Below are 23,124 nucleotides of genomic sequence, written 5' to 3' on the forward strand. Positions count from 1 at the left end.
AGACATTCCCATGCCGAGTTTCGTTGCTTGGCGAGTGGGCCTGAGAAGCGATGGCGCTTCGCGGCCTTCAAGCAAACCAATCTCGCACGGAGGTGTGTGATGTCGATATCGAGAAGCGCAGTATTCCTCAGTTTGTTCCTGTTGGCCGGCGCTGCCTTGGCCCAGCCACCGGGCAGCCCCAGTCCTCTGTCGGATCTCGAGCCGCCGATCCCGCTGGAAGAGGTCGCGGCCGGGGCCAATCTCCCTCCTCTCGTTCCTCAGCCGCAGCACGCGGAACGGACTTTCGAGGAGAACCGGGGCCAGTATCCCGCCTACATCGCCTACCTCTGGAATGGCGAGACGCTGATTCTTGAAGACGGTTCGAGTGTAGTGCTCCTGGACGCCGAGCCGACCTCGGTCGAAGGCCGCTTCGAGGCCGATTTTCTGCGTATGGAGCTCGTTGGCTCGCGGCAGGCGCGGACGGAGGGTCGCCGGCCGGCGGCCGGTCATTTCAACTATCTCCGAGGATCGGAGTCGATCACCGGTGTTTCGCGCTACCGCGAGGTGCTCTTTGATGAGGTCTATCCGGGGATCGACTTGGTCTACCGGGATCGCGGCGGAGACGGCGATTTGAAGTACGACTTCTTGGTCGCGGCGGGCGTCGACCCGTCGGTCATTCGCATGCGATTCCAAGGGGCCGAGAACGTTCGCCTCGGTGAGGACGGCGAGTTGATCGTCGCGGTGCCAGGTCGCGAGGTGGTGCACCAGAGGCCCTTTGCCTTCGAGTCGATGGACGATAGCCGGCGAGAGGTCGAGGTGGCCTATCTTCTGTTGGCCGACGGCTCGGTGGGCTTCGTGGTGGAAGGCCGGAACCCGGATCGCGCGCTGGTGATCGATCCCGAGATCCTTTACTCCACTTATCTCGGCGGCAGTCAGACCGTCGATCGCACCACCTGCCCTTCGGTCGGTGGCGAGCTCGACAGTGCCCAGTCGATTGCGGTCGATGGGCAGAGCCGGGCGGTGATCGGCGGGCGCACCTGTGCCATCGATTTTCCGGTGGAGAATCCCTTTCAGAGCGACCTCGCCAGCGTTACCTTCGAGTCTCACACCGATGGTTTCGTGACCCGCTTCGCCCCCGACGGTCAGACCCTGGAGTTTTCGACCTACCTCGGCGGTGCGGACTACGACGTGGTCAATGCGGTTGCGATCGGCCCTGGAGACTTCGTGACCGTGGCTGGCAGCACGGTCTCGGAGGATTTCCCCCTCGAGGACGAGCTCTTCAACGAGCTTTCGATGGGCACCACCGCCGAGGATGCCTTCGTCACCGTGTTCAATGCCAGCGGCGACACCCTGGAGTTCTCGACCTATCTCGGCGGTAGCGACCACGAGCGCGGTCTGGGCGTTGCCATTGGGCCCGAGGGTGAGATCGCCGTCGTCGGCGACACCAACTCCGAGGACTTCCCGCTGGAGGAGCCGTTCCAGACCTACATCGATGCCGAGGACGCTTTCGTCACCGTCATCGCGCCAGATTTTTCGGGCCTGGTCTTTTCGACTCTCCTGGCCTCCGCGATGGATGACTCTGCCGAGGACGTCGCGATCGACCTGTTCGGTCGGGTGGTGGTGATCGGCACGACCCTCAGTCCGGCCTTGGGGCCCGACCTTCTGCCCACCGTCAACGCCCTCAAGGCGGTCAACGACAACTTCCTCCAGGATGCCTTCCTGGCGAGCTTCGAGTCCACCGGTCAGCCGGTGTTCGTCACCTTGCTCGGTGGACCCGAGACCGACGACGGCCTGGCGGTTGCGGTCAACAATCAAGGTCAGATCTTCGCCACCGGGACGACCGGTGGAGATCTCTTCCCGGAGCCTTCCCCCGATGCTTTCCAGCCGGGCTTCGGTGGCTCTTCCGACTCCTACGTGGTCAAGCTCGATGGCGCCGGGCAGACCGTTCTCTATTCGACCTACTTCGGAGGCCCAAACTTCGAAGAGGCGCGGGGAATTGCCGTCGACGCCTACGGTGCGGCGGTCATCGCCGGCGAGTCCTCGGGGGGCGAGCTGCCGCTCGCTTCTCCGATCCAGGACACCCCCGCTGGCCTGCGCGATGCCTTTGTCGCCAAGCTGACCACGGAGGCCGACGCGTTGTTGTTCTCGACCTATCTCGGAGGGACTTCGGAAGAGGTCGGCACCGATGTGGCGGTGGACCACGAGGGCTCGACTTACCTCACTGGCTTCACCTTCTCGGACGATTATCCGGTTCGCGATCCCTACCAGGGTGAGCTGCTGGGCGAAATCGACGCCGTGGTCACCAAGCTGGGCGAATCGCTGGTCGATTTTCGCTACGAGTATGCCACCAAGGTGGTGTGCGGCGAGCAGCCCGAGGCGGAGGAGCTGGTGCTGGCGCGTGGTGCTTACGCCACCACGGTGAACGTCCACAGCCCGGGCCGGGAACGGTCGCGCTTCCGCAAGAAGCTCGCGCTGTCGATTCCGCCCGGATTCCAGCAGCCGGGGCCGATCGTGCCGCTGTCCTTCGATTCCCTCGACTATGACGAGGCGCTGGCCTCGGACTGTGAGGATCTGCGGCAGCGTCTCGCCGCGGCCGACCCGAACGATGAATCTGGCGCCCAGGCGGCGGACTTCTTCGAGGGCTTTCTGGTGCTCCAGAGCACCCATCCGCTGGATGTCACTGCCGTGTACTCGAGCGCCGCTCTCGACGCTTCGCGTCTTGCCGGGGACAACGCTTCGATCGATGTCGAAGAGGTCTCCGAGCGGGATCGCATCGAGCCCACCGACCTCGCGATCACCAAGCAGGCTTTCCGACTGCCGTCGATCTTCGCCGCGGATGAGTGGGAGTACTTCTTTGTCGGTTATTGGGTGACGGTGACCAATCTCGGCGACTCCGAGGCCTACGATCTCGTGGTCAAGGATTTCCTCGCCTGGGACGGTGCCTTCGTCGTCGTTCCGGTCGAAGACACCTTCGTCGCCGGCAACGGCGGCACCCTGACCCTCGATCAGTGGACTCCGATTCCCTGGTCGTCGGGAACCTTCGAGTTGACCGGCGAGATTCCTTCCCTCGGGGCTGGCGAGACTACCGGTATCGGCTTCTGGACGATTGGCGCACGCCACTTGAGTCAGGCGCCTTCGACGGTGGTCAACACGGTCTTCCTGACCAGTGCTGGGGATGACCCCAATCCGGTCAACAACACCGATGTCGAGGTGACGGATCTCTAGGACGTCAGGAGTTTCGTGAGCTACCGAACCGCCGGTTCTGCGAATGCAGGCCGGCGGTTTGGTGCTTCGAGCCGAGGCCCAGGAGCAGCCGTCTCGCTCTGGGTCGAGGCTCGACGGCATGCTTCTACTGTGCCACCGTGCTCCACTGTCCCGTGTCGCCGGTTTCGAAGCCTTCGGCGAAAACCAATGGGTTTCGCAACAGGGTGTCGCCGGTCAAGTTGAGGGAACCTCCGGGAGCTCTGATGTCGGGACGCCGCCGCCAGCGTGCCGGAGTCTGGGATCCCGGGCTAGTCCGCCTCGCGGAGGATCTTCCGGACCTTGCCCGGGGGAGCGCCGAAGGCTCTCCGAAAGGTCTCGGTGAAGTGGCTCTGATGCGAGAAGCCGAGGTCGAGGGCGAGGTCCGCAAGCGATGTGTCGCTCTGCTCGAGCCGCACCAGCCCGGCTCGCAGGCGCAGGCATTGGCGATAGGTGTGCACCGTGACTCCGGTGTAGCGCTTGAAGCTGCGGCAGAGATGGAACACCGACGTTCCGACCTCGGTGGCCAGCTCGGCGAGGGTCAACGGTCGGTGCCATTCGAAGGCCAGGCGATCCTTGACCGCCTCGATCCGGTCGCGCCCTCGCCGATCCTCGGAAGGCGGAACGCTTCGCGCCTCGTAGCTCGTGGCGAGAACCTCTTCGAGGATCTCGAGGGCTTGCTCGAGAACCCAATCAGGATCCACTGTCGACCGCCCCTCGACGGTCGCCAGCAGCAGTCGCTGCTTGAGATAGGTGCCAGAGTCGACGGGGCCCGCTTGCAGCGACAGCGGTCGGTCCCGGTCCGGCTCCGGGTCATGCCGGGCCAGGGCCGGGAGAAGGGTCTCGGTGTCGAAGAGGAAGATGTTGCCCGAGTCCCCGGCCGGATGGAGCTGTCGGCGTCGAAAGGGATCGCCGTGGTTGTAATAGGCCGCGACGCTCGGGTCGATCCGGACGGCCGGTTGGTCGGCATGGCGGATCTCGACCGGCACCTCGGCGAAGGCGATGTTGTGGCCATCGACGATGCGGTTCTCTCGCCGCCACCGTTCATGCCCCTGCGGGCAGCGGAATCGGCAGAGGGTCAGGCCCGGGCCTGTGAACACCACCGTCTGGACGTCGGATTCAGCCTTCACGCTGGGGAAGAGTACGGCGGCTCCGACGACCGGGTTGCATGGATGGAGGTCAAGATCTCGATAGAAAGTCCCTGCCGATCCGCGTAGCGTTCTCGCCGTCCGAGGATGAATGGAGGAGGGAGGTTCAGCATGAAGCAGCGGGATTTTCTCTTGCCGATGGTTCTGGTCGCCGGTTTGGTATCGGGTTCCGACACGGCGGCTGGCGATGCCGGCGCCGGTCGAGTGTCCACCCTGGCGGAGGTGCCGGGCGGCACCGGTGGTTTGGTGGTGGACCGCGATGGCTTCGTTTACTCTGCCGACTTCGGCGCCATCCTGGGGGATCCGAAAACCGCCGGGACACGTCTCTTCCGAATTGCTCCGGACGGCGAGACTTCGGTCTTCGCTCGCGGCTTCGATGGTGCCTCGGGAGTCGCCCTCGGTGCCGACGGCAGCTTCTACCAGTCGAACATCCGGGGCGGCTTCATCAGTCGCGTCGCCCCGGACGGTCAGGTCACGACCTTCGTGAAGGAAGGGGTGAGCGGGCCGGTGGGCGTGGTGGTCGACGACCAGGGGGTTCTCTGGATCGCCAACTGCGGCGGCAACTCGATTCAGAAAATAACCGCCGACGGATCCTCGTCTCGCTTCGTCGAGAGCCCGTTGTTCAAGTGTCCCAACGGCATCACTCTCGACCCGCGCGGCAACCTCTACGTCGCCAACTTCTACAGCGGTGACGTGATCAAGATCACGCCCGGGGGCGAAGCGACGGTGCTGGCGACCCTGCCGGGGGGCAACAACGGCCACATCGTCTTCGCCCACGGAGTGCTCTACGTCGTGGCTCGCAAGGCCCACCAGATCTACACCGTCAGTCTCGAGGGCGAGGTGACCCTGTTCGCCGGCAGCGGCGAGAAGGGCGGTGCCGACGGCGCGCTCCTGGAGGCGAGCTTCTGTTTCCCGAACGACATCGCCGTCAGCCCCGACGGCCGCCGCCTCTACGTCAACGAGGTCGCCGATGAAACCTCAGAGGGTCGCAAACTCGCGCCGACCCGCATCCGCATCCTCGAACGCTGAGAGCTCGGGTCGACCTGATCCTCTCTGTTTCTCCGCGGCGAGGCGGTCGGCGGCGGATCGTTTTCGAGGAAGAAGTAATTTTAGTTATGCTATAAGCTGATTGACGAGCAGTTGGACGATTTGCATCACCGGATCCGCGCCAGCCTCGATTCGAAGCCTTGGAGCAAGTCTTCCTTGACCATCGCATGAGCCGATTGGGCCTTTCGAGTGCGATTTTGCGCGCGGCCGAAGTCGCCGGACTCCTTGCCTGGCACAGTCTGCGCTGCGGTGGGCGGCTGCTCGCCGCTCGGCGGCCTTTCAGAGGGCGAAGTGCTGCCACGCCTTCGGCGCGACTGATCGGGCGCACGCTGGTCGAGCTGTGCGAGGGACTCGGTGCCGCCTTCGTCAAGATCGGACAGGTGGCGAGCGCCCGGCCGGATCTTCTTTCGGCCGATTTGGTTCGCGAGCTGCGGCGGCTGCAGGATGAAGTGGCGCCGATCCCCGCTCACCGCATACCGGCTCTCTTACAGAACGCCTTCGAGCGCGATCCCAGTGAGATCTTTGCTGACTTCGATCTCCGGCCGGTCGGTAGCGCCAGCTTGGCGCAGGTTCATCGCGCCACTTTGAGGGAGCCCGTCGATGGGGTGCGGGAGGTCGCCGTCAAGCTCCTTCGTCCCAAGGTCGAGTGGCAGATTCGCAGCGACCTGCGCCTGTTGGGGTTGATGGTTCGGGCCATCGACTGGCTGCCGCCGTTGCGGCCGCTGCCGCTGCGCGAGGCGGTCGCCGAAGTCGGCGCCGCTGTCGAGCAGCAGCTCGACCTGGAGGGCGAGGCGCGTAGCAACGGCCGCTTTCGTGCCAACCTCGAGCACCAGGCGGTGTGCCTGCCGAAAGTGATCGCGCCGTGGTCGAACCGACGAGCTTTGACCATGGAGTATCTCCCGGACCTCGAGCGCCTCGACCGCTCGTCTCTCGATCGATCCGCCCTCGAAGAGGCGACCCTCACCGGCCTTCGGACCCTCTTCCGCATGATCTTCATCGATGGTTTCGTGCATGCGGATCTCCATCCCGGCAACGTCTTCTTTCGCCACCGGGGTGAGGTGGTTCTGGTCGACACCGGGCTGGTCGCGCTCTTGCCCGACCCCGATCGGCGCGAGTTCAAGACCTTCTTCTCCGGCATGGTCGCCAACGACGGTCGGCGCTGCGCCGCGGTGGTGGAGCGAATGGCGGTCTTCAAGGGCCCGGCCTTCGATTCGCAACGGTTTACGCAAGCCATGGTGGCCTTGATCGCGCATCACTCACGGCTGGTGACCGACGACTTCGAGGTCGCCGCCTTCGTCGCCCAGCTCTTCGAGCTCCAGCGTCGTCACGATCTGCGGGGCTCGACGGCCTTCACCATGACGATTCTGTCGCTGGCGGTGTACGAAGGCATCGTCAAGCAAACTCACCCAACCCTCGATTTTCAGCGTCAGGCGATGGCCTTTCTGGTGCGCCATCGGTTGAACCGCGATCCATGAGACCGCGGGCCCGCGGCGCTAGTCTTGGCCGCTGCGAGACCAGAGCCCGTCTTCGCGTTGCCAGTCGTAGCGTGCGGCTCCGTCGCGCTCCTGAATCGTCACCTCGAGCACTTCGAGCTTCTCGGGATCGGTTCCGCGAAGAAACACGTCGACGATGAAGGGTGATCCGGACTCGTCGGTCATGTGGGCACTGGCGAAGTAGGTGGTGGATTCGGTCAGCCCGAAACGTTCCTGGTCGAGGGATTTGAAGCTCAGGCGCAGCGACTCGTTGGCGACGGCGTCGTAGACCCAGAAGCTGCCGTGCTTGGCGCTCTGGGTCTCGATGTGCTTGCGCACCGCCGCGGCGCCTTCCTCGGCGGAGAGGCCGGCGTCGCTTGCCGCGGCACCGGCGATGGCAGTCATCGCGACGAGGATAGAGGTCAAGACGATCCGGACGGAGGGCGCGAACTTCGGGCTCATGGGGTGCTCCTTTCGGGAAGTGGCGAGCGCGAGGGAAGCTCACCGATCGAGTGCATCAATGGCTCGCGGCACAGCCGATCCGGCGAGCCGGCGCGGGAAATAACATCTGATAGAATTTGAATATGTCGATTAAAGAAGGAGTGGGATTTTCTCAGCAGGTTGATCGCCACCGCGACGAGTTGCTGGCGCAATTTCATCGCCAGGGATATCTGGTGTTGCGCAACGTGCTCGATGCCGATCAGATCGAGGTTTTGAAGCAGGGTGTGCTCGCCGCCTTCGACGAGCCCGACGACGGCTATGGCTCGATCATCCGGGTTCAGATGTTCGAGCGCGATCCGATCTTCGAGGACATGGTGGACTTCCCGGGGGTGATCGATCTCTTGGAGGCGATCCTCGGCACCAACTGCCACCTCTGTGCTCAGGCCGCGGCCAAGACCAGTCCCGGAAATACCATCGGCGAGTGGCACGTGGACGACGATGTGCGCTTCCCGCTGCCGTCGGGCTACGAGCTGCCGCCTGAGATTCCGATGCCCTGCACCGGAGTCCACCTGATCTATTACCTGGTCGACGTGCCGCTGGAGCTGGGGCCGACGCAACTGGTTCCGGGCAGTCATCGCTCCGGGTTCGAGCCCGCGCCCTACGAAGAGCCGAGCTACAAAGGCCAGGGTCCGGTTTCGGCCGTCGGGCGTGCCGGCGACCTGGTCTTCTACCACCACGCGGTTTGGCATCGCGGCGGCCCGAACAGCGCCGGAACTCGCGTCACCCTGCATGCGGCTTATGGCTCGCGCTTTATCGCGCAGCGTTTCTATCCGTTCATGAACTACCGTCTGCCGACGGAGATCTTGGAGCGCTCGAGCCCGCGGCGCCGTCGCCTGTACGGACTTCATCCGCGCGGCGACGACTGAGAGACGGTTGCCGGCCGCTCTGTTCATCGCGGCCCGCGAACCTTGTCTTCGGCGCCCTCCAGGAGGCTTCCAGGCTCGACCACTCGCACCGTCCCCACCATGCCTTGCTTGTGGTGGAAGCGGCAGCGAAAGAGAACCTCGCCCTCCTCGTCGAAGGTGGCCAGGAGCTCACCGGTTTCGGGCGGAAAGATCACCTGCTCGAGCTCGAGGTCGGGAATCTGGAAGGCGTGCGGTGAGATGCGCGCGATCACCCGGAAGAGCACCGGGCGACTGCGCTCGACGGTGACTTCCGACGGAGTGAACTGAAAGTCGGCGGTGTCGATGGTGACGATTTGCGGTGCGGTAGCGCCGTCATCGGCCGGTGAGACGGGGACGGTCAGCAGAAGCCAGAGGACGAACAGGGAGCTCATGGCTAGACGTCCCACCGGTAGGTGACTTTGGCCAGGATCTGAGAGTCTCGGGAGCTGAGGTCACCGACCGACGGGGCGTCCCAGTTGTGGTTGTAGACCAGGAAGAGGTCGGCGCCCGGGCGGTAGGTCCAGCGCAGACGGACATTGGCGGTGGCGCGGTCCGCGAAGGCGTTGAACTGCAGGTAGGTGTCGATGGTGAAATCCGGTCGCAGGGAGAGGCTCACACGCTGGCGGATGAGCGACACCTCGACGTCGCCGCTGGGCAGCGAGATGTCGTTGTAGCTCCACACCGTTTCGGTGCCGACGAAGCGGCTCGGACGGGTGATCAGGCGCAGCTCGTGGTCGTAGCGGTCGCCGTTGTAGAAGTCGCCATAGCGCACGAAGCCGTCCGCCGAGAGGCGCCGCCGGGAGCTGGTGATGAAGAACACGCCGGCGGCTGGAAAAACGTAGTCGCCGGCCGGAATCTCAACTCCCGCAGCGATTTCGAAGGGACCGCTGAGGTCTTCGAAGTTCCAGTCGTAGAACACCGAGGTGTAGGCGCCGCTTTGCCAGCGAGTGCCGAAGAGGGTGGCCGAAGAGGACACGGTTTCGATCTCGCCCTCGAGGTCGGTGACGATCTCCCCCAAAATCTGGAAGTCGAGGCTGCGCACGCCGCGCCAGTCGGGGCGGGGCAGAAACTGAACGTTCGGCAGGTATTGCCGGACTCCTTGGCGCAGCAGAAAGCCGAGCTCGGGCCGGAAGTCTTCGTCGACCTCCGTCGTCGACAGGCTCGCCAACCAGCGGGAGCCGGTCCAGCTCGCCGAGGCTCCCCAGGCTTCGCCGTCGCCGCGACCGTCGGCGGATTCGCTGCGGGTGGCGAAGCCGCTCAGGCGGAGCTGGCGCAGCGGGTTGGCATAGGCGTCGATGCCGTAGGTTCGGCTGCTACCGCGTCCCTCCGGATCACGTTCGGTGGCGAGAATGCCGAGGCGCGAGCGTTCCCCGACGTTGCGGGTGAGGCGCAACACCGAGGAGCGGTCCGGTGAGGCCAGCTGTTGGCCGTCGAGGTCGAGACCCTCGCTGGCGACGTGCAGCGCCCCGATACCCCAGGGCCCGACCCGGCCGGTGAGCCGAGTGCCCCATTCCAGAGGGATCTCACGGCCTCCCGGGCCGATGCCGATCCGGCGCGAGTGGAAGACCTTGAGAAGCGGTGGCCCGAGGGCCGAGGAGCCGAATCCAAAGTCGAAGAGGCCGGCGTTCTCGAGGAAGAACTCGCGCTTCTCGGGGAAAAAGAGCGAGAAACGGGTCAGGTTGACCTGCAGAGCATCGACTTCGGTCTCGGCGAAGTCGGTGTTGACGGTGGCATTGAGGGTCAGGCTGCGGGTGATGCCCCACTTGGCGTCGAGGCCGATCTCACCTTCCTCGTCGGGCTGCCCCTCGGCGAAGCGATCGTCTCGCGAGTCGGCGACGGCGAAGGGCTTGAGCTGGAGGTCGACACCCGGTTTCGGCAGCTCGAGGCCGCTCAGGTGGCCGGCGAGGGAGACGCGGGTGATGCCGGCGTCGAGGGGTAACGGCGACCAGTAGACCTCTTCGTTCTTCCGTCGGATGATCCGCCGCACGTTCAGACCCCAGGTGTCGGCCGTGGGGTCGAAGAGCAGGGTGGTGAAGGGGATCGCCAGCTCGGCGGTCCAGCCGGTGGCGGTTCGGCGGGTGGCGACGAACCAGACACCGTCCCAGGAGGCCTGGATATCCTGGCCCTCGTCGGTGATCAGCAGGTCGCGCCGGGCGCCGTTGGCGTTGAGCTCGAAGAGGTAGCCGTTGCGGTGGTCGTGGAAGGTGTCGAGCAGGATGGCGACGGAATCGTCGCCGCCGAGGGAGATCTCACGACGCATCTCTTGGGCGATGATGCGATCCGGCTCGGAGTCGTTGCAGGTCACGGCGAGGTAGAGGGTCGAGTCGTCGTAGCCGGCTTGGAGAAAAGTACTTTCGCTCGCCGGAGCGCCGACCTCGGGTTCCCGCTGGACGAAGGTCTCGGCGCGCCGGGCGCGCTGCCACAGGGGGTCGTCGAGGACGCCGTCGACGCGCACGCCGACGGTGTCGGCGAGGGCGACGAGGTCCGGGACGGCGGTGTCCGGCGCCGGGCTTTCGGCGAGGGTCGGAAAGGCCAGGACCGCGAGGCCCAGGACGGCGACGACCAGGCGGTCGGCGGCAGGACTCCGGTCACCGCCCGAGGCGGTGCGCTCAGCTTTCAAGGGGCTTGCCTTGGCCGGGAGCTGCATGAGGAATCATTAGAGATCGAGTATACTGAATAATAAATAGTGATACGTCCGAAACTTATGCGCCGCCTCGATGCCGGGGTCCCTTCCGCGGACCGAGGGCCGGTGGGCTCGGCCGCCGCGGCGGGGCGAGGTGAACGGGTTCCGCGGCGACTCGCCGGTCGGGCACGCTCCTACGGTCGCGGGGTTCTCTGCTTCCTGTTGGGCCTGTTGGCCTTGGCTGTCTACGGGGCGCCGAGGGAAGCGGAACGAGGCGCCGAGGAGCTGAAGAGCCAGCGAGCTGCCCTCGATCGGCTGCTGGCGACTCCGGCGGCGCCTCGAGTCGCTCCGCCGAGCTTGCAACGGGCGGTGGATGACGAAACCCTGGACGAGGCGACCCGCCGTGCTCTCGTCGATCTCGGGCGAGACCTGTTCTTCGAGCCTCGTCTGTCGGCCGATGGCTCGTTGGCCTGCGCCAGCTGCCATGACGCTCGCCTTGCCTTCACCGATGGTCGCGCCCTGGCGTCGGGGATGCACGGTCGATCGGGCCGGCGCAATACGCCGAGTGTCCTCTACACGGGCTATCTCGAAGAGCTTTTCTGGGACGGCCGGGTGCGCAGCCTGGAACAGCAGGCGGCGATGCCGATTCTGGCGCCTTCCGAGATGGCCTTGCCCGATCTCGACACCGCGATCGAACGGCTCGCCGCCGATTACGACGGCCGGTTCCGAAAGCTCTTCGGCCGCGCCCCGACGCCGTATCACCTGCGTCGCGCGCTGGCCGAGTTCCAGCGCTCGCTGGCGTTTTTCGAGGCTCCCATCGACGACTTTCTGGCCGGCGATGAGGATGCCCTCACGGCCGAGCAGCGGGCCGGTTGGGAGCTGTTTCGGGGTCGTGCCCTGTGCGGTGCCTGTCATGTCCTCGGTGAGGGCTATCCCCTCGCCACCGACCAGCAATTCCACAACCTCGGGGTGGCGGCGCGGGAAGACGGTTTTCCCTCCCTGGTCCAGCGGGCGCCGCGGTCGCTGAACCGGATCGTCTCCCTCACCGGCCTCGATGGTCGCGCTCTCGGAACGGCGCTGTCGGGGCTCGGTCGTTTCGTGGTCACGCGCCGCAGTGAGGATCTCGGAGCCTTCCGGACGCCGTCCCTGCGCAACGTCGCTTTGACCGCTCCATACATGCATGACGGATCGATGGCGACCCTGCGTGAGGTGGTGGAGTTCTACGTCGAGGGAGGTAACCCCAATCCTCATCTCAGCGAGATCCTGACGCCCCTCGAGCTCGATGCTCAGGAGGTCGATCAACTGGTCGCTTTTCTGTCGGCGCTCACCGACGCGCGCTATGAGGCGGCGGCGGCTCGAGCACTGGCGGAACAGGAGGAGCGCCATCGCCGAGGTGCTCGGGAGGGTGTTCGGGCGGAGCCCGGCAAGGCGCCCGGCGCCGCCGCCGGCCGCTGAGGGACCGACGGCGAGCGCGGGCGATAGGGCTGCTAAGCGGAAGCCGTCTCCGGCTTTGGCTTCCAAGCGCACGGATGGCGAAAGGCCGCCGGCGCTTCGAGATGGTATTTCAGCAGGGTCAGAGCTTCTCCCCAGCCGACCGCACACATCATCGCCGCTTCCAGGCTTTTCTCGGCGGCGGCATCGAAGCCGCTTTCGGTGACATCCACCCGAGTTCCGTCGGCAAAGGGTTGCAGCACGAAGCGAACCGTGCTCGCGCTGCCCTCGCCGGCAGGAAACCACTGAAAGGAAAAGACCCGACCGGGCTCGGCCTCGAGCACCGGGCCGCCGTCTTCGGCGTCGATACCATCGACTCCGAAGTTGCGCCAGCGCAAGCGGATCTTGCCTCCCTCGCGGGCGTCGACTTCGGCGCCGCTGGTGAACCAGCCGTCGAGGCCTTGGCCGGTGGCGAGGGCGTCATAGACGTCGGTGGGCGAGGCGGCGATGTAGGTGCTGTGTTCGACCACGGGATGCATTCTGGATCTCCTCGAAATTACGCAACCAAGCGGACACTCTCCAGTGTATCGAAGGCGCGAGCGAGCGGCTGAGTGGCGGCGCGTTGGCGGTCGTCACAGCCGTCGACGGCGATCCGGTCGAGAACCTTGCCATCGGTGTTGAGGCGCAGCAGGGTTCGGCTGACCGACTCGGCGACCCAGAATCCCTCTTCCGGATCCGGCGCCATCTGAGCACTGAAGAAGGCCAGGTCCGGTTGAATCAGCGTGGTGTGCTTGCTCGCACCGTCGATGCGAATCACCTCGCTCTTCACCTGGTCCGGCCAGTCGCTGATCGAACCGATCAGCGTGCCGTCGGCGAGCCGGATGACTCCGATCATCGCCCCAGTGGTGCGGTTGATGTTGAACAGTGTCTCGCGTTCGCCGCTGTGGACGTTGAGGCGGACCACTTCGCCACCCAGCTCCGAGCCTCCCGGCATCCGGGCGTTGCCGATCAGCACGTGATCGGGGCCATCCGCGGACAAGCCCGAGGGCTCCATCAGGCCATCGCTGAACACGCTCATCTCGCCATCCTTCTCGAGATCGAAGGCGAGCAGCATGCCGCGATGGGCAAAGCCGATGAAGTCGTTGGCGAGCAGGCGTTTGCCATCCGCTGTCAGCACCATGCCGGTGACGTCGATGAACTCGCGATGGCGCGGCCAGCCGGCGTCGTTGACGGACGAGAAGGTGCGCAGCACCTCACCGGTGGTCGGATTGACCTCGATGATCATCGCCATGCCCTTGATGCCGACGTAGTCGAGGCTCGGTCCGCGCAGGCCGCTCATCGACAGGTAGACCCGCTTGCGGTCGGGGCTGGCGATGGCGTCCCAGACGTGGGAGCGGCCCCAGCTGTTGACGTCGATGAACGGTAGCACCTGCTTGTTCCGCATCAGGTAGATGCGGGCGTTGTACTGGTCGGTGACCAGCATGTCGCCGCTGCGCAGTCGCCGCGGGGTGACGTCGAGGGCCAGCGGCTCCCGCACGACCGGGGCTTGCCGGCCGTTGTCGTAACAGGTCTCATCGCTGCCCAGGCCCGAGGCCGCTGCGGCAGGGACGAACTTGGCCGCAGCGCCGCCCGCTGCCAAGCCGACAATCGAGCGAACGATGCTCCGCCGGCTGAGGGTGGAATTGGTGGTGGGTTTCTTCGAATCGGTCATGGGGTCCCCTTTCTCGAGAGGCTCCGGTCGCCATGGCGCCACCGGACCTCGCGGATTTGCCTCGGTTCGGTCTTTGGTTCGCTCATTACTGCAGGAACGGGTCCGGAACGCCGGTGCCGTCCGCGTACAGGTCGTGCTCGCCATCGAGCGTGCAGTGGCTGGGGATGGTGTTGACGTCGCGCAAGCCGTCGCCGGTGTGGTCGGAGATCTTGCCGCGGAAGGTACCGAAGAGCACCGCGTTGGTCATCGGTCCGGCTTCCGGATGGGTCGGATTGGAGAGCTGGACCGCACCCGGCGGCACGAAGTTGGTTTCGAGCACGGTCTCGAGATTGACCGCTGCCCAGCCCGAGTACCGGCCCCGGACGCTGGACACGAAGCCCTGCTCCCGGATGCGGTCGGCCCGCTCGCCGTCGCCGATGCAGTTGCGAACGTCCTTGTCGCCACCGCCGCGGCCGGTGTCGATGGTGGTGCCGGCGACGCGCGCCAGGGGCACCGCGACCGGGATCGACTTGCCGACCTCGACCGTGCCGCTCGGGTAGAAGGGGCGCATCTGCACGGACTCGTAGTGGTGCTCGAAGAGCTTTCCGGGCACCAGCGCGTAGGAGATCCCCTTGAACAGGAAGGCCTCGTAATGCTGGGTGCCGTCCGGGTGCAGGTTGTCGAGAGCCTTCTCGATGACCAGCGTGTTGTCGAAGGTCGCCTTGTTGGTGCAGGCCATCACCCGCCCCAGGATCTGCTCGAACCAGAGCGGTGAGAGGGTCACCTTGATGCGCCCGAGCTGCGGCACCGTGATCAGGGTGTGACCCGAGATCAAGAGCGGCAGAGTCTGGTCGAAGGTGCGGTCTTCGTGCACGATCACGTCGCGCTGCGGACCCGGATCGACGGCTTCGCCGCTGAGCTCCTCGACCAGCAGGCGGGACCATTCGGCGACCTCCGGATCGTCATCGGAGAAATAGCCGGCGAGGCGGTCCGTGGTGTCGCGATCGGCGGTCTTCTGCAGCAGCCAGAGGGCGTGCGCCCGGCAGGCTCGGTCTTCCTCCTCGGCCAAGAACCGTTCCACCACCGGGTGGGCCTCGGAGCCGCGGCGATCGACCAGCTCCCAAAGGGCGCGCTCTCGCAGCAGAGCGGTCGCGTCCGAGAATGCCGCCTCTTCGAGGCGTTGGTCCGAGCGGTTGTCGAATCGAGCGGCGTCCGGCGCCGCGAAGGGACGAGCGAAATCCAGGTAATCTGCCGGGTCGGTGAAGGACAGGCGGCCAGTCGGTGCGGTGTAGATCCGCTCGTCGCGAATCGCGATCGCAGACGATGCCCTGACCGAATCGGTCTTTCTCATTGCCATCGTGACTCCTTTCTGTGGAGTTCCGATGGGGCGCTCCTCACATCGAGGCGCGCGGCGATTCGGCGCTCCACCGTTGAGGGGGTACAGAAAACCCTGTGGCCATCCGCGTGGTGCGGTCGGCGACCTTGAGGGTTCGAGACCACTCGCATTCTTGCGAGCTTTCCCCCACTCTCGAAGGCGCCGACCTGGTCAGCGATCAGCCACGCCCCGACAGTGGAGGTCGAAACGTTCGAATGTTGACAATTGTACGCACGTTTAAAAAAAAATCAAGTTAAATACACATAACCAAATTAATAGGGATGAAGATGGACCGATGAGTATTTTGAGCTTGGCGGCTCTCGGCACTCTCCCTTGGAGTCTTGAAGACGGGGCTGGCGAGGCGACCTCGGCCGGTGGCATCGTTCTCGGCTCACCAGCCCCATGCACCCTGGGAGCCTATTCGATCGACGGCGTGGACACCGAGGTGCAGGACCCCGACTCACACTGGCTTCCAGAGCAGCTGTAGGCGCTACACTCGGCGCCATCGAGTTTGCAGCCCGTCAGCAAGCAGGAGAGTCCTGTGCAGGTCAAGGTGCAGGTTGTTCGAGCCATAAAAATCTCGCCATTTGCGTCCCGGGCTTTGAAGACCGCCGTCGAGATCTTGACGCCGTCCCGAGGATAGTAGACCTCGATCGGCGTCACTTGCTTTACCTCATCCGCGGACGCGATCCGAGCGGAGACTTCAGGGGTCAAGTCCTGCGCCGGTCCGCTCGCGCATCGACGGTTCTTCTGAGAATCCGAGTCCGCCGAGACGCTCATCGTTGTCAGCAGAGCGCAGGTCAATGCAATTGCGTAGGTGTGTTTGGTCATCTTGCTCTCCAGAGTTCTTGGATGGGCCACGACTTTGCGCAGTTGCTTCCTCTTATTCGAGTGAGGGCGAAGAAACCGAGGTACAAGATCCTGAGACACAATCACTGCCAGTGCAGCTGTAACCAGTGCAGTCTCCGGCACCGTCTACCTTGCAGCCTCTCAGCTGGCAAGAGAGGCCGGTGCAGACTCCTGTACACGAGGTCGTTGCGAAGAAAGTGTTGCCGTCGGCTTCCCTTACTTGGAAGATCGCGGTCGAAATTTGAACGCCGTCTCGTGGTTTGGAGACCTCCTCCGGGCCCATTCTCTTCACCTCTTGTGCCGACGCGAAGCGGGCTGACATGCCCGGTGTCAGGTCCTCCGCAGGCCCGCCGACGCATCGACCTTTCTCGCGAGTTCCTGCCAGGACGCTCGCGGTTGCAAGAAGAGCGAAGACTGCGAAAATCCAGTACTTTTTCATCTCTTACTCCTACTCGGTTGTCAGACTGCTGCAGGATGACGAGGACAGATCGGAGTCCTCGTCTCGGGGGACTTTTCGATGCTTCTGGCTTGAAGTGACTCGGGGCGCGCTGGCGGCCAGCGAGCAGGGGAGGGGGAGATCGGTCGCGATCCTTCGATAGAGTTCAGGCACAGATCAGCTTGTCATCTGGGCCGTTCAGGCCGCCGGAGATGCCGGCGATCCGGGACGGCTCGAGTCCATTCGATGCCGCTGCAAGACGTGGCTTCATGGGGTAGATCGGAACCCGTGAGCGAAACCCATCAAGACGAACCGCCCGACCTCTCGCCATCGGAAAACCAGGCTGTGGAATCTCCCGCGCCGAAGCCTTCGGGCTCTTACGGAGAGGTCACGGCCCTGCTTCGACGCTGGGCACAAGGCGACCGAGGCGCCCTCGATCAGCTCATGCCGAGGTTGATCGACGAGCTCAAGGGGTTGGCCCGGCGACAGCTCGTCGATGCGCCGGCGGACTTCACCCTCAGTCCGACGGCGATGGTGAACGAGGCCTACCTTCGTCTGGTGGGCTCACCGCTTAGCGGCTTTTCGGGGCGCGGTCAGTTCTTTGCTTTGGCGGCTCGGGTGTTGCGAGGTGTGCTGGTGGATCACCTGCGGGCTCGATCGTCTGCCAAGCGCGGCGGCGACGCCGTGCGCCTGCCGCCGGAGCTGCTGGGGGCGGTGCCGGAACCGACGATGCTCGACCCTGAGAAGGTGCTCACGTTGCACGCTGCCCTGCGCCGCCTCGAGGAGATCGATCCGCGGCGCGGACGGGTGGTGGAGCTGCGCTACTTCGCTGGCTTGACGATCCCGGAGATCGCCGTCGAGCTGGAGGTGTCGGTACCGACCGTCGAACGCGATTGGCGAGTCGCGCGGCGTTGGCTAGCGAGCGATCTGGCGGGTCGCCGATGAACGCGGAGAGTCGTAGCGAGCGCTGACCCGTGACAGCAGTCGACGCCCGGTGGCGGCTACCGACGGGTCGGAGTTGGAGGTCAGCGCTTCGAGCTTTGGGATCAGACCCTTGGGGGCTGCCGCTCCCGGCTTCGTCGTCAGGGATTCGATGGCGTCTCTCTGTGAATGTCGCCAGTGGGTGGAGTGCCACAGGGGTGGCCAGTGGCGGCGAATCTGGGCGAGAAGGAGGCGAGTCTCCTCGGGAGCTGCCGTCGCCTTTGTCTCGGCGAGAAGCAAGCCGACCTGGGTTGGCCAGGGGTGGCTCTCGCCATAGGTCGTCGCGAGGCGTTCGAGGGCTTTCTCGAGGGCCTTTCCGGCGGCCGCGAGATCTCCCATCTCGAGCTGCTGAGTCGCCCACTCGATGCGGATCTGCTCCGCCACCGGAGACCACGAGGGCGATGCCTCGAGCCGCCGGATGGCTGGCGCCAAAGAATCTCGGGCGCGGTCGAGGTCGCCCGTCAGACGGAGGGAGCGGGCTCGCCAGGAGGTGACCACGGCGGTGAGCCAATGCTCCTCTCCGAGCCCTGAGTCGAGGGTGGCGAGGGCTTTCTCGAGGTCCGCGACGGCGGCCTGGCTCCTGCCGACGGATAGCCTGGCCCGGCCGCGATTGCCGAGGCTGATCGCGCTTCTCGGGTGGCTCTCGCCGAGGATTTCGGACCGCACCTTCGCGGCCTGCTCGAAGAGGAGCAGCGCTTCTGCCGGAAGGTTGGAGGTCAGCAGCACGCTGCCGAGGCTGTTGGCGGTTCGGGCGACCGACAGGTGATCGTCCCCATGATGCTGGCGGTAGAGCTCCAGGCTTCTCGTCAGGTGTTCTCGCGCCGCCTCCAGGCGTCCTCGCCGCTGCTCGAAGGCGCCGAGATCCTCGAGTGCGTCGGCAACGGCGGGGGAAGCCTCTCCCGCACCGGCCCCGGCGAGTTCGAGCCGTTCCTCGAGCAGTCCCCGGGCCTCTTCGAAGTCGCCCGCATCGCGCAGCACCGTGCTCAGGTTGGCGAGGGCGACCAGGGTTTTGGGATGGGAGGGTCCGAGCACTCGGCGGTAGATCTCGAGAGCCTCGCGGAAGGACTTCTCGGCGCCCTCCCGGCGGCCGTTCTCAAAGCGCAACACTGCGAGATTGGAGAGCGCCAAGCCGTGCATGACGGTGCCGATCGAGGCGCCTTCGAGTTGGTCGATCATCTCCAGGAGGAGACTCTCGGCGGAGTCGTGCCGGTCCCGCTGCGTCAACAGGTGGGCCCGGTTGATGCCGTAGGTCAAGGTTTGCTTGTCATCGGGGCCGAGCTCGCGGGATGCGAGGTCGAAGGCTTCTCGGTAGGCCTCGTTGGCGGCCTCCAGGTCGGACCGGCGCTCGTGGACGTTGGCCAGCTCGTTGAGGCAGTAGGCGAGCTCGGTTCGGTGCTTTGGGCTGGACTGCCGAAGACCTGCGATGGCTTGTCGAAGGCGCTGTTCGGCGTGATCGAGCTCACCGGTGAGCAGATCGCGGCGCCCAAGGGCGCAGTGGCTCTCCGCCGTCGACGGGTGGTTCGCGCCGAAGGCTGCACGGCGGGTTGCCCATCCCTCTTCCAACAGCGGTGACGCCAGCTCCGGCTCGTTCAAGCCCAGATAGATCGACCCGAGGAGCTGCATTAGCTCGGTCTGCACGGCGGGCTCATCGGCGAGGTCCGTCAAGCGTCGCGAGCTGCCGGCCAAGACCTGACGCAGAGGGACATCGAGGCCGGAGCCCTGGTGGGGCTCGGCCTCTTCGAGCAAGGTGATGAGAAATCCCTTGACCCGTTCGGATCGCTGCACCGCTTGCTCCGCCCTCGAGCGCTGGCGTTCGCGCTCGAGGGCCACCGCGCCGAGCACGACGCAAACCAGGGCTGCCAGAGCGATGGCGAGGCGATGGCGGGTCAGGAACTTGCCGGCTCGGTAGGTCCAGCGGGCAGGTCGCGCCCGCACCGGCCGGTGGTCGAGGCTCCGGCGCAGGTCGTCCGCCAGCTGCTGCACCGACGGGTAGCGATCCTCGGGATCTCGTTCCATCGCCTGCAGGACAATGGCGTCGAGGTCGCCACGGAGTCGCCGCCGTTCGGCCCGCCGCGCGGCCGGGACTCGGTCGCTCGGCCGCACCGGGTCGCGCTCGCACTTCGCCATCAGCAGGGCGCCTTCCGAAGGCTCCTCGAGGGATTCGTCAGCGAACGGACGCCGGTCGGTGATCAGCTCGTAGAGCAGGGTTCCGAGGGCGTAGACATCGCAGGCGGTGGAAAGCGGTCCGCCGGCGATCTGCTCCGGTGCCGCGTAGGCCGGAGTCAGCATGCGAAGGTCGGCCCGGGTGCGGGTCACGGCGCGATCCGTCGTTGGGTCGAGCAGCTTCGAGATGCCGAAGTCGAGCAGCTGGGGCTCGCCGTTCGCGGTGACCAGAATGTTCGATGGCTTGAGGTCGCGATGAACCACCAGGTTGCGGTGGGCATACTGCACGGCATCGCAGATACGCACGAACAGCCGCAGTCGCTGGTCGAGGTCGAGGGAGCGGCAAGCGACATCCACCGGTTGGCCCTCGATGAATGGCATCACCAGGTAGGGCCGGCCGTCTTCGAGCATGCCGCCGCCGCGCAGGGCAACGATGTGTGGGTGGCGCAGGGCGGCGAGGATCGCTCCTTCGCGGCGGAAACGCTGCACCAGATCGTCCGTGGCCATCCCTTGGCGCAGCACCTTGATCGCCACCGGCCGGGGATCCTCGGTACCGATCGCGGCGCCACGAAAGACCGTCGACATGCCGCCCTCGCCGATCTTGGCGGTGATCTCGAATCCGGCGATATGGTCCGGGTCTTGGGCCACCGGGACGGCGCGGAAATCGAACAGCGGCCGGTCGTAGGCATCGGCCACCGAGGTGTCGATCCGTAACAGGCGCTCGACCTCGCGACGCAGGGCCTGGTCGTCGCCGCAAGCCTCCGAGAGGTAGGCCTCCCGTTCGGCGGCGGGGAGCTCGAGGGCTCGGCCGAGCACGTCGGCGGCTCGCGACCAGAGGTCGACGGTTCGATCCGAAACCACTTTTAGAGAGGGCTGCTCAAGTTCATGCAGCGCTCAGCGTATCAATTTTTTGTATATTCAGATATTAAATTTTTCGACTGAGCGATTGAATGGCGAATTGCTGCCAGCCTCGGTACCTGTGCAAGCACGACGGGTTGGAGCGGGCGCTCGTCTCGAACGCCCGCTCGGGTCTGCTCAGAAACTCAGCGCGAAGGTCAGGCGGGCCTGTCGCGGGGTGCCGGGAACGGCATTGGTGACCGCCGTTCGGCTGCCGCCGAAGAAGTAGACGTACTCCTCGTCGAGCAGATTGGTGATCGCCAGTTGAATGCGGTCGAGGCGGGCCAGGGGCGGTCGATAGGAGGCCCGCAGGTTGACCAGATCGTGGGCGCCACCGAAGAAGGCGTTGTCTTGGGTGATCGGATAGTCGCTGTAGGACTCCCAGGACAGGCCGAGGTCCAGGCGCTCGCCGAACCGCTGATCGAAGGCCAGGTAGAGGATGCGTTCCGGAACCCCCGTCGGTTGGCTGCCGGAGAGATCGAGGGGGCCCGAAAAGGTGCTGACGACGAGCTCGTCCCACTCGGCGTCGACGCGGCTGTAGCGGCCCTCGATGCGACTGCCGCGGAAGCGATAGCTGACGGTGGCTTCGAGCCCCTGGCTGGTGAAGCGCTGGCCGGTGGTGGCGATGGTCGATGGCACGGTGAAGTCGTTGGCCGCCTCCGGATTGGAGACGAACACCAGGCGATCCTTCTGCTCGATCGAGAACAGCGACAGTCCGTAGTCGAGTCGCCCGCCGAGCACCGAGCCTTTGGTACCGACCTCCAGGTTGCGCAGGGTCGTCGGGCGCGTTTCCCGGATGTAGCGACTGGGATCCCACTGCCACACCGGTCCGAAGTTTGAGCTGAAGCCTTCGCCGGCATTGAGGTAGACGGTCTGTTGCGGGCCGATCGCGAACACCACGCCGAGCTTGGGGCTGATGTGGTCTTCCGAGTCGACGACCTCCGGCTGACGCAGGCGCAGCGGGCCGGTTTCGAGGAGGGTGCGGCGCTCGAAGTCGTCCCAACGGGCTCCGAGGGTGATCGCCAGGCGCTCGCCGAGATCGAATTCGGTCTGCGCGAAGGCGGCGGTGAACTGGTTCTCGGTATCGCCCGAGAGATTGTGTTGGCGCTCCACGAAGCAGGGGTGGTCGCGATTGAGCACGGCCCCTGTCGCGAGATCGACCTCGATCAAGTAGAAGGCGAAGCCGCAGTCGAAGGTGAAGCCGAACTGGCCGGTCCAGCGGTCGGTCTCCACCAGGTCGGTGAGCTCGTAGCTGGCGCCCACCAGGGTGCGACTGTTGCCGAAGGTGTGCTCATAGGTCGCTTCCGCGAAGGAGGTGGTCTCCTCGACCTCGGAGTCGAAGCCGTTGACCCCCAGCACGCCGCGGCCCGGGTCGGTGCCGAAGAGGTCGAAGAAGTCGAGGATGTTGTCGCTGTCGCGGCGGCGGTGGTGGAGCGTCGCCTGCAGGAGCTGGTCGCGGCCGAGCACCGAGGAGAGGCGCACCGCGGCCATCGTGCTGCGGCTGTCGATGCCGATGTCTCGGGAGCCGAGGAAGGCCTCGCGCCCACCGCCGACGGGAATCAGGGAGCCGTCGGCGAGGGTCGGGAGGACGCTGCCGTGCTCGAAATCCCGGTCGTGGAAATTCAGGTAGGTGTCGACGGAAGTCCGCTCGCTGACGGCGTACTGCCAGCGGGCGAGGAGCCCATAGCGCTGGTTCTCGTTGTGCTCGCGCCAGCCATCGGCGACCAGGCCATCGAGGTTGAGAAACAGGCCGTGGTTGCCGAACCGCCGGCCGAGGTTGAAGGTCGTATTCCAGTAGCCGTCGGAGCCGGCGGCGAGGCGCAGCTCTGTCTGGGTGTCGGCGGGAGAATGCAGGTTGTAGGCGATGGCACCGGCGATCCCGCCGCGGCCGTAGAGGGCGGAAACCGGTCCGCGCACGATTTCGATTCCGGCGACGGCGCCATAGGGAATCTCGGACATCAGCACCTCTTCGTCACCGCTGACGAAGGGAATGCCGTCGACCAGGGCGAGAAAAGTGTCGTTGCCGTGGTTGCCGGTCACGCCCCGGAAGTTGACGAACAGGAAGGCGTCGTTGTCGCCTTCGCTGCGGCGAAAGAAGATGCCCGGCTGGCCGCGCAGCTCGTCGGCGCCGGCGTAGAAGCCGGCGTCGGTGAGCGAACCGAAGTCGAGGCTGGTGATGTGGGCCGGCACCTCGAGGGTGCGTTTCTCACCGCGGGTGGCGACGACGACGATCTCGTCGGTCACCGTTTCGGTGTCGTTGGGCTGGGACTGGTCTGCGGTCTCGGCCGGCTGTGCCCACGCCGGAAGGCCGACCAGGGCAGAGGGCAGCCCGCCGACGGCGAGCACGATGAGGAGGGTGGCGGAGGCGATCCTTCGGCGGCGATCACGGGAGGCAGGCATGGTCGGTT

Annotated in this window: 16 protein-coding genes; 7 read left to right on the forward strand and 9 right to left on the reverse strand. The window is 65.5% G+C overall.

Going from position 1 to position 23,124, the window contains the following annotated elements; genetic code table 11:
* Positions 1-99: 99 nt before the first annotated feature.
* Complete coding sequence (locus tag AAF604_06045) at positions 100-3,204, forward strand: hypothetical protein (protein MEM7049199.1); 3,105 nt, start codon at positions 100-102, stop codon at positions 3,202-3,204.
* 287 nt (positions 3,205-3,491) lie between these two features.
* Here AAF604_06045 and AAF604_06050 read toward each other — a convergent pair whose 3' ends face one another.
* Positions 3,492-4,349: an AraC family transcriptional regulator gene (locus tag AAF604_06050; GenBank protein ID MEM7049200.1), complete on the reverse strand. Its 858-nt coding sequence runs from the start codon at positions 4,347-4,349 to the stop codon at positions 3,492-3,494.
* 129 nt (positions 4,350-4,478) lie between these two features.
* Here AAF604_06050 and AAF604_06055 point away from each other — a divergent pair, with 129 nt between their 5' ends.
* Complete coding sequence (locus AAF604_06055) at positions 4,479-5,396, forward strand: SMP-30/gluconolactonase/LRE family protein (protein MEM7049201.1); 918 nt, start codon at positions 4,479-4,481, stop codon at positions 5,394-5,396.
* A 215-nt stretch (positions 5,397-5,611) separates the two neighbouring features.
* Positions 5,612-6,889, forward strand: coding sequence for an AarF/UbiB family protein (locus AAF604_06060; GenBank protein ID MEM7049202.1), 1,278 nt, complete (start codon positions 5,612-5,614; stop codon positions 6,887-6,889).
* An 18-nt stretch (positions 6,890-6,907) separates the two neighbouring features.
* Here the strand turns inward: AAF604_06060 and AAF604_06065 are convergent, their stop codons facing one another.
* Entirely contained in the window at positions 6,908-7,348 is a 441-nt protein-coding gene (locus AAF604_06065) for a hypothetical protein (GenBank protein MEM7049203.1), read from the reverse strand.
* A 122-nt stretch (positions 7,349-7,470) separates the two neighbouring features.
* On the opposite strand from AAF604_06065, the gene AAF604_06070 reads away from it, so the two are divergent.
* Positions 7,471-8,253: a phytanoyl-CoA dioxygenase family protein gene (locus AAF604_06070; protein ID MEM7049204.1), complete on the forward strand. Its 783-nt coding sequence runs from the start codon at positions 7,471-7,473 to the stop codon at positions 8,251-8,253.
* A gap of 23 nt (positions 8,254-8,276) precedes the next feature.
* Here AAF604_06070 and AAF604_06075 read toward each other — a convergent pair whose 3' ends face one another.
* Together AAF604_06075 and AAF604_06080 are read right to left on the reverse strand one after the other, a co-directional pair.
* Positions 8,277-8,663 carry a cupredoxin domain-containing protein gene (locus AAF604_06075; GenBank protein ID MEM7049205.1) on the reverse strand — a complete coding sequence of 129 codons (387 nt, stop codon included), beginning with the start codon at positions 8,661-8,663 and terminating at the stop codon, positions 8,277-8,279.
* Between the two features lie 2 nt (positions 8,664-8,665).
* Positions 8,666-10,891: a DUF5916 domain-containing protein gene (locus AAF604_06080; protein MEM7049206.1), complete on the reverse strand. Its 2,226-nt coding sequence runs from the start codon at positions 10,889-10,891 to the stop codon at positions 8,666-8,668.
* A gap of 129 nt (positions 10,892-11,020) precedes the next feature.
* Between AAF604_06080 and AAF604_06085 the strand changes: the two genes are divergently transcribed.
* Entirely contained in the window at positions 11,021-12,349 is a 1,329-nt protein-coding gene (locus AAF604_06085) for a cytochrome c peroxidase (GenBank protein MEM7049207.1), read from the forward strand.
* Between the two features lie 32 nt (positions 12,350-12,381).
* On the opposite strand, the gene AAF604_06090 is transcribed toward AAF604_06085, so the two are convergent.
* The 3 genes from AAF604_06090 to AAF604_06100 form a co-directional block, all read right to left on the reverse strand.
* Positions 12,382-12,864, reverse strand: a complete 483-nt coding sequence (locus AAF604_06090; protein MEM7049208.1) for an SRPBCC domain-containing protein — start codon at positions 12,862-12,864, stop codon at positions 12,382-12,384.
* A 17-nt stretch (positions 12,865-12,881) separates the two neighbouring features.
* Positions 12,882-14,036 (reverse strand): hypothetical protein, encoded by a 1,155-nt coding sequence (locus AAF604_06095; GenBank protein ID MEM7049209.1) that lies wholly within the window; start codon positions 14,034-14,036, stop codon positions 12,882-12,884.
* An 85-nt stretch (positions 14,037-14,121) separates the two neighbouring features.
* Complete coding sequence (locus AAF604_06100; protein MEM7049210.1) at positions 14,122-15,366, reverse strand: HEAT repeat domain-containing protein; 1,245 nt, start codon at positions 15,364-15,366, stop codon at positions 14,122-14,124.
* 319 nt (positions 15,367-15,685) lie between these two features.
* Here AAF604_06100 and AAF604_06105 point away from each other — a divergent pair, with 319 nt between their 5' ends.
* Positions 15,686-15,877 (forward strand): hypothetical protein, encoded by a 192-nt coding sequence (locus AAF604_06105; GenBank protein MEM7049211.1) that lies wholly within the window; start codon positions 15,686-15,688, stop codon positions 15,875-15,877.
* Between the two features lie 1,242 nt (positions 15,878-17,119).
* Positions 17,120-17,620, forward strand: a complete 501-nt coding sequence (locus AAF604_06110) for an ECF-type sigma factor (GenBank protein MEM7049212.1) — start codon at positions 17,120-17,122, stop codon at positions 17,618-17,620.
* On the opposite strand, the gene AAF604_06115 is transcribed toward AAF604_06110, so the two are convergent.
* Positions 17,591-20,680: a tetratricopeptide repeat protein gene (locus tag AAF604_06115; GenBank protein ID MEM7049213.1), complete on the reverse strand. Its 3,090-nt coding sequence runs from the start codon at positions 20,678-20,680 to the stop codon at positions 17,591-17,593. The genes AAF604_06110 and AAF604_06115 overlap by 30 nt on opposite strands.
* 174 nt (positions 20,681-20,854) lie before the next feature.
* Positions 20,855-23,116, reverse strand: coding sequence for a TonB-dependent receptor (locus AAF604_06120; GenBank protein ID MEM7049214.1), 2,262 nt, complete (start codon positions 23,114-23,116; stop codon positions 20,855-20,857).
* Positions 23,117-23,124: the final 8 nt, after the last annotated feature.

The organism is Acidobacteriota bacterium (assembly GCA_039028635.1).
Lineage (GTDB): Bacteria > Acidobacteriota > Thermoanaerobaculia > Multivoradales > JBCCEF01 > JBCCEF01.

Bases quoted from the DNA above. Each gene is read 5' to 3' on its own strand.
- AAF604_06055 (MEM7049201.1), top strand. From the start codon at position 4,479: ATGAAGCAGCGGGATTTTCTCTTGCCGATGGTTCTGGTCGCCGGTTTG.
- AAF604_06065 (MEM7049203.1), bottom strand. From the start codon at position 7,348: ATGAGCCCGAAGTTCGCGCCCTCCGTCCGGATCGTCTTGACCTCTATC.
- AAF604_06110 (MEM7049212.1), top strand. From the start codon at position 17,120: ATGCCGAGGTTGATCGACGAGCTCAAGGGGTTGGCCCGGCGACAGCTC.
- AAF604_06120 (MEM7049214.1), bottom strand. From the start codon at position 23,116: ATGCCTGCCTCCCGTGATCGCCGCCGAAGGATCGCCTCCGCCACCCTC.
- AAF604_06100 (MEM7049210.1), bottom strand. From the start codon at position 15,366: ATGAGAAAGACCGATTCGGTCAGGGCATCGTCTGCGATCGCGATTCGC.
- AAF604_06045 (MEM7049199.1), top strand. From the start codon at position 100: ATGTCGATATCGAGAAGCGCAGTATTCCTCAGTTTGTTCCTGTTGGCC.
- AAF604_06075 (MEM7049205.1), bottom strand. From the start codon at position 8,663: ATGAGCTCCCTGTTCGTCCTCTGGCTTCTGCTGACCGTCCCCGTCTCA.
- AAF604_06070 (MEM7049204.1), top strand. From the start codon at position 7,471: ATGTCGATTAAAGAAGGAGTGGGATTTTCTCAGCAGGTTGATCGCCAC.
- AAF604_06105 (MEM7049211.1), top strand. From the start codon at position 15,686: ATGAGTATTTTGAGCTTGGCGGCTCTCGGCACTCTCCCTTGGAGTCTT.
- AAF604_06095 (MEM7049209.1), bottom strand. From the start codon at position 14,036: ATGACCGATTCGAAGAAACCCACCACCAATTCCACCCTCAGCCGGCGG.
- AAF604_06090 (MEM7049208.1), bottom strand. From the start codon at position 12,864: ATGCATCCCGTGGTCGAACACAGCACCTACATCGCCGCCTCGCCCACC.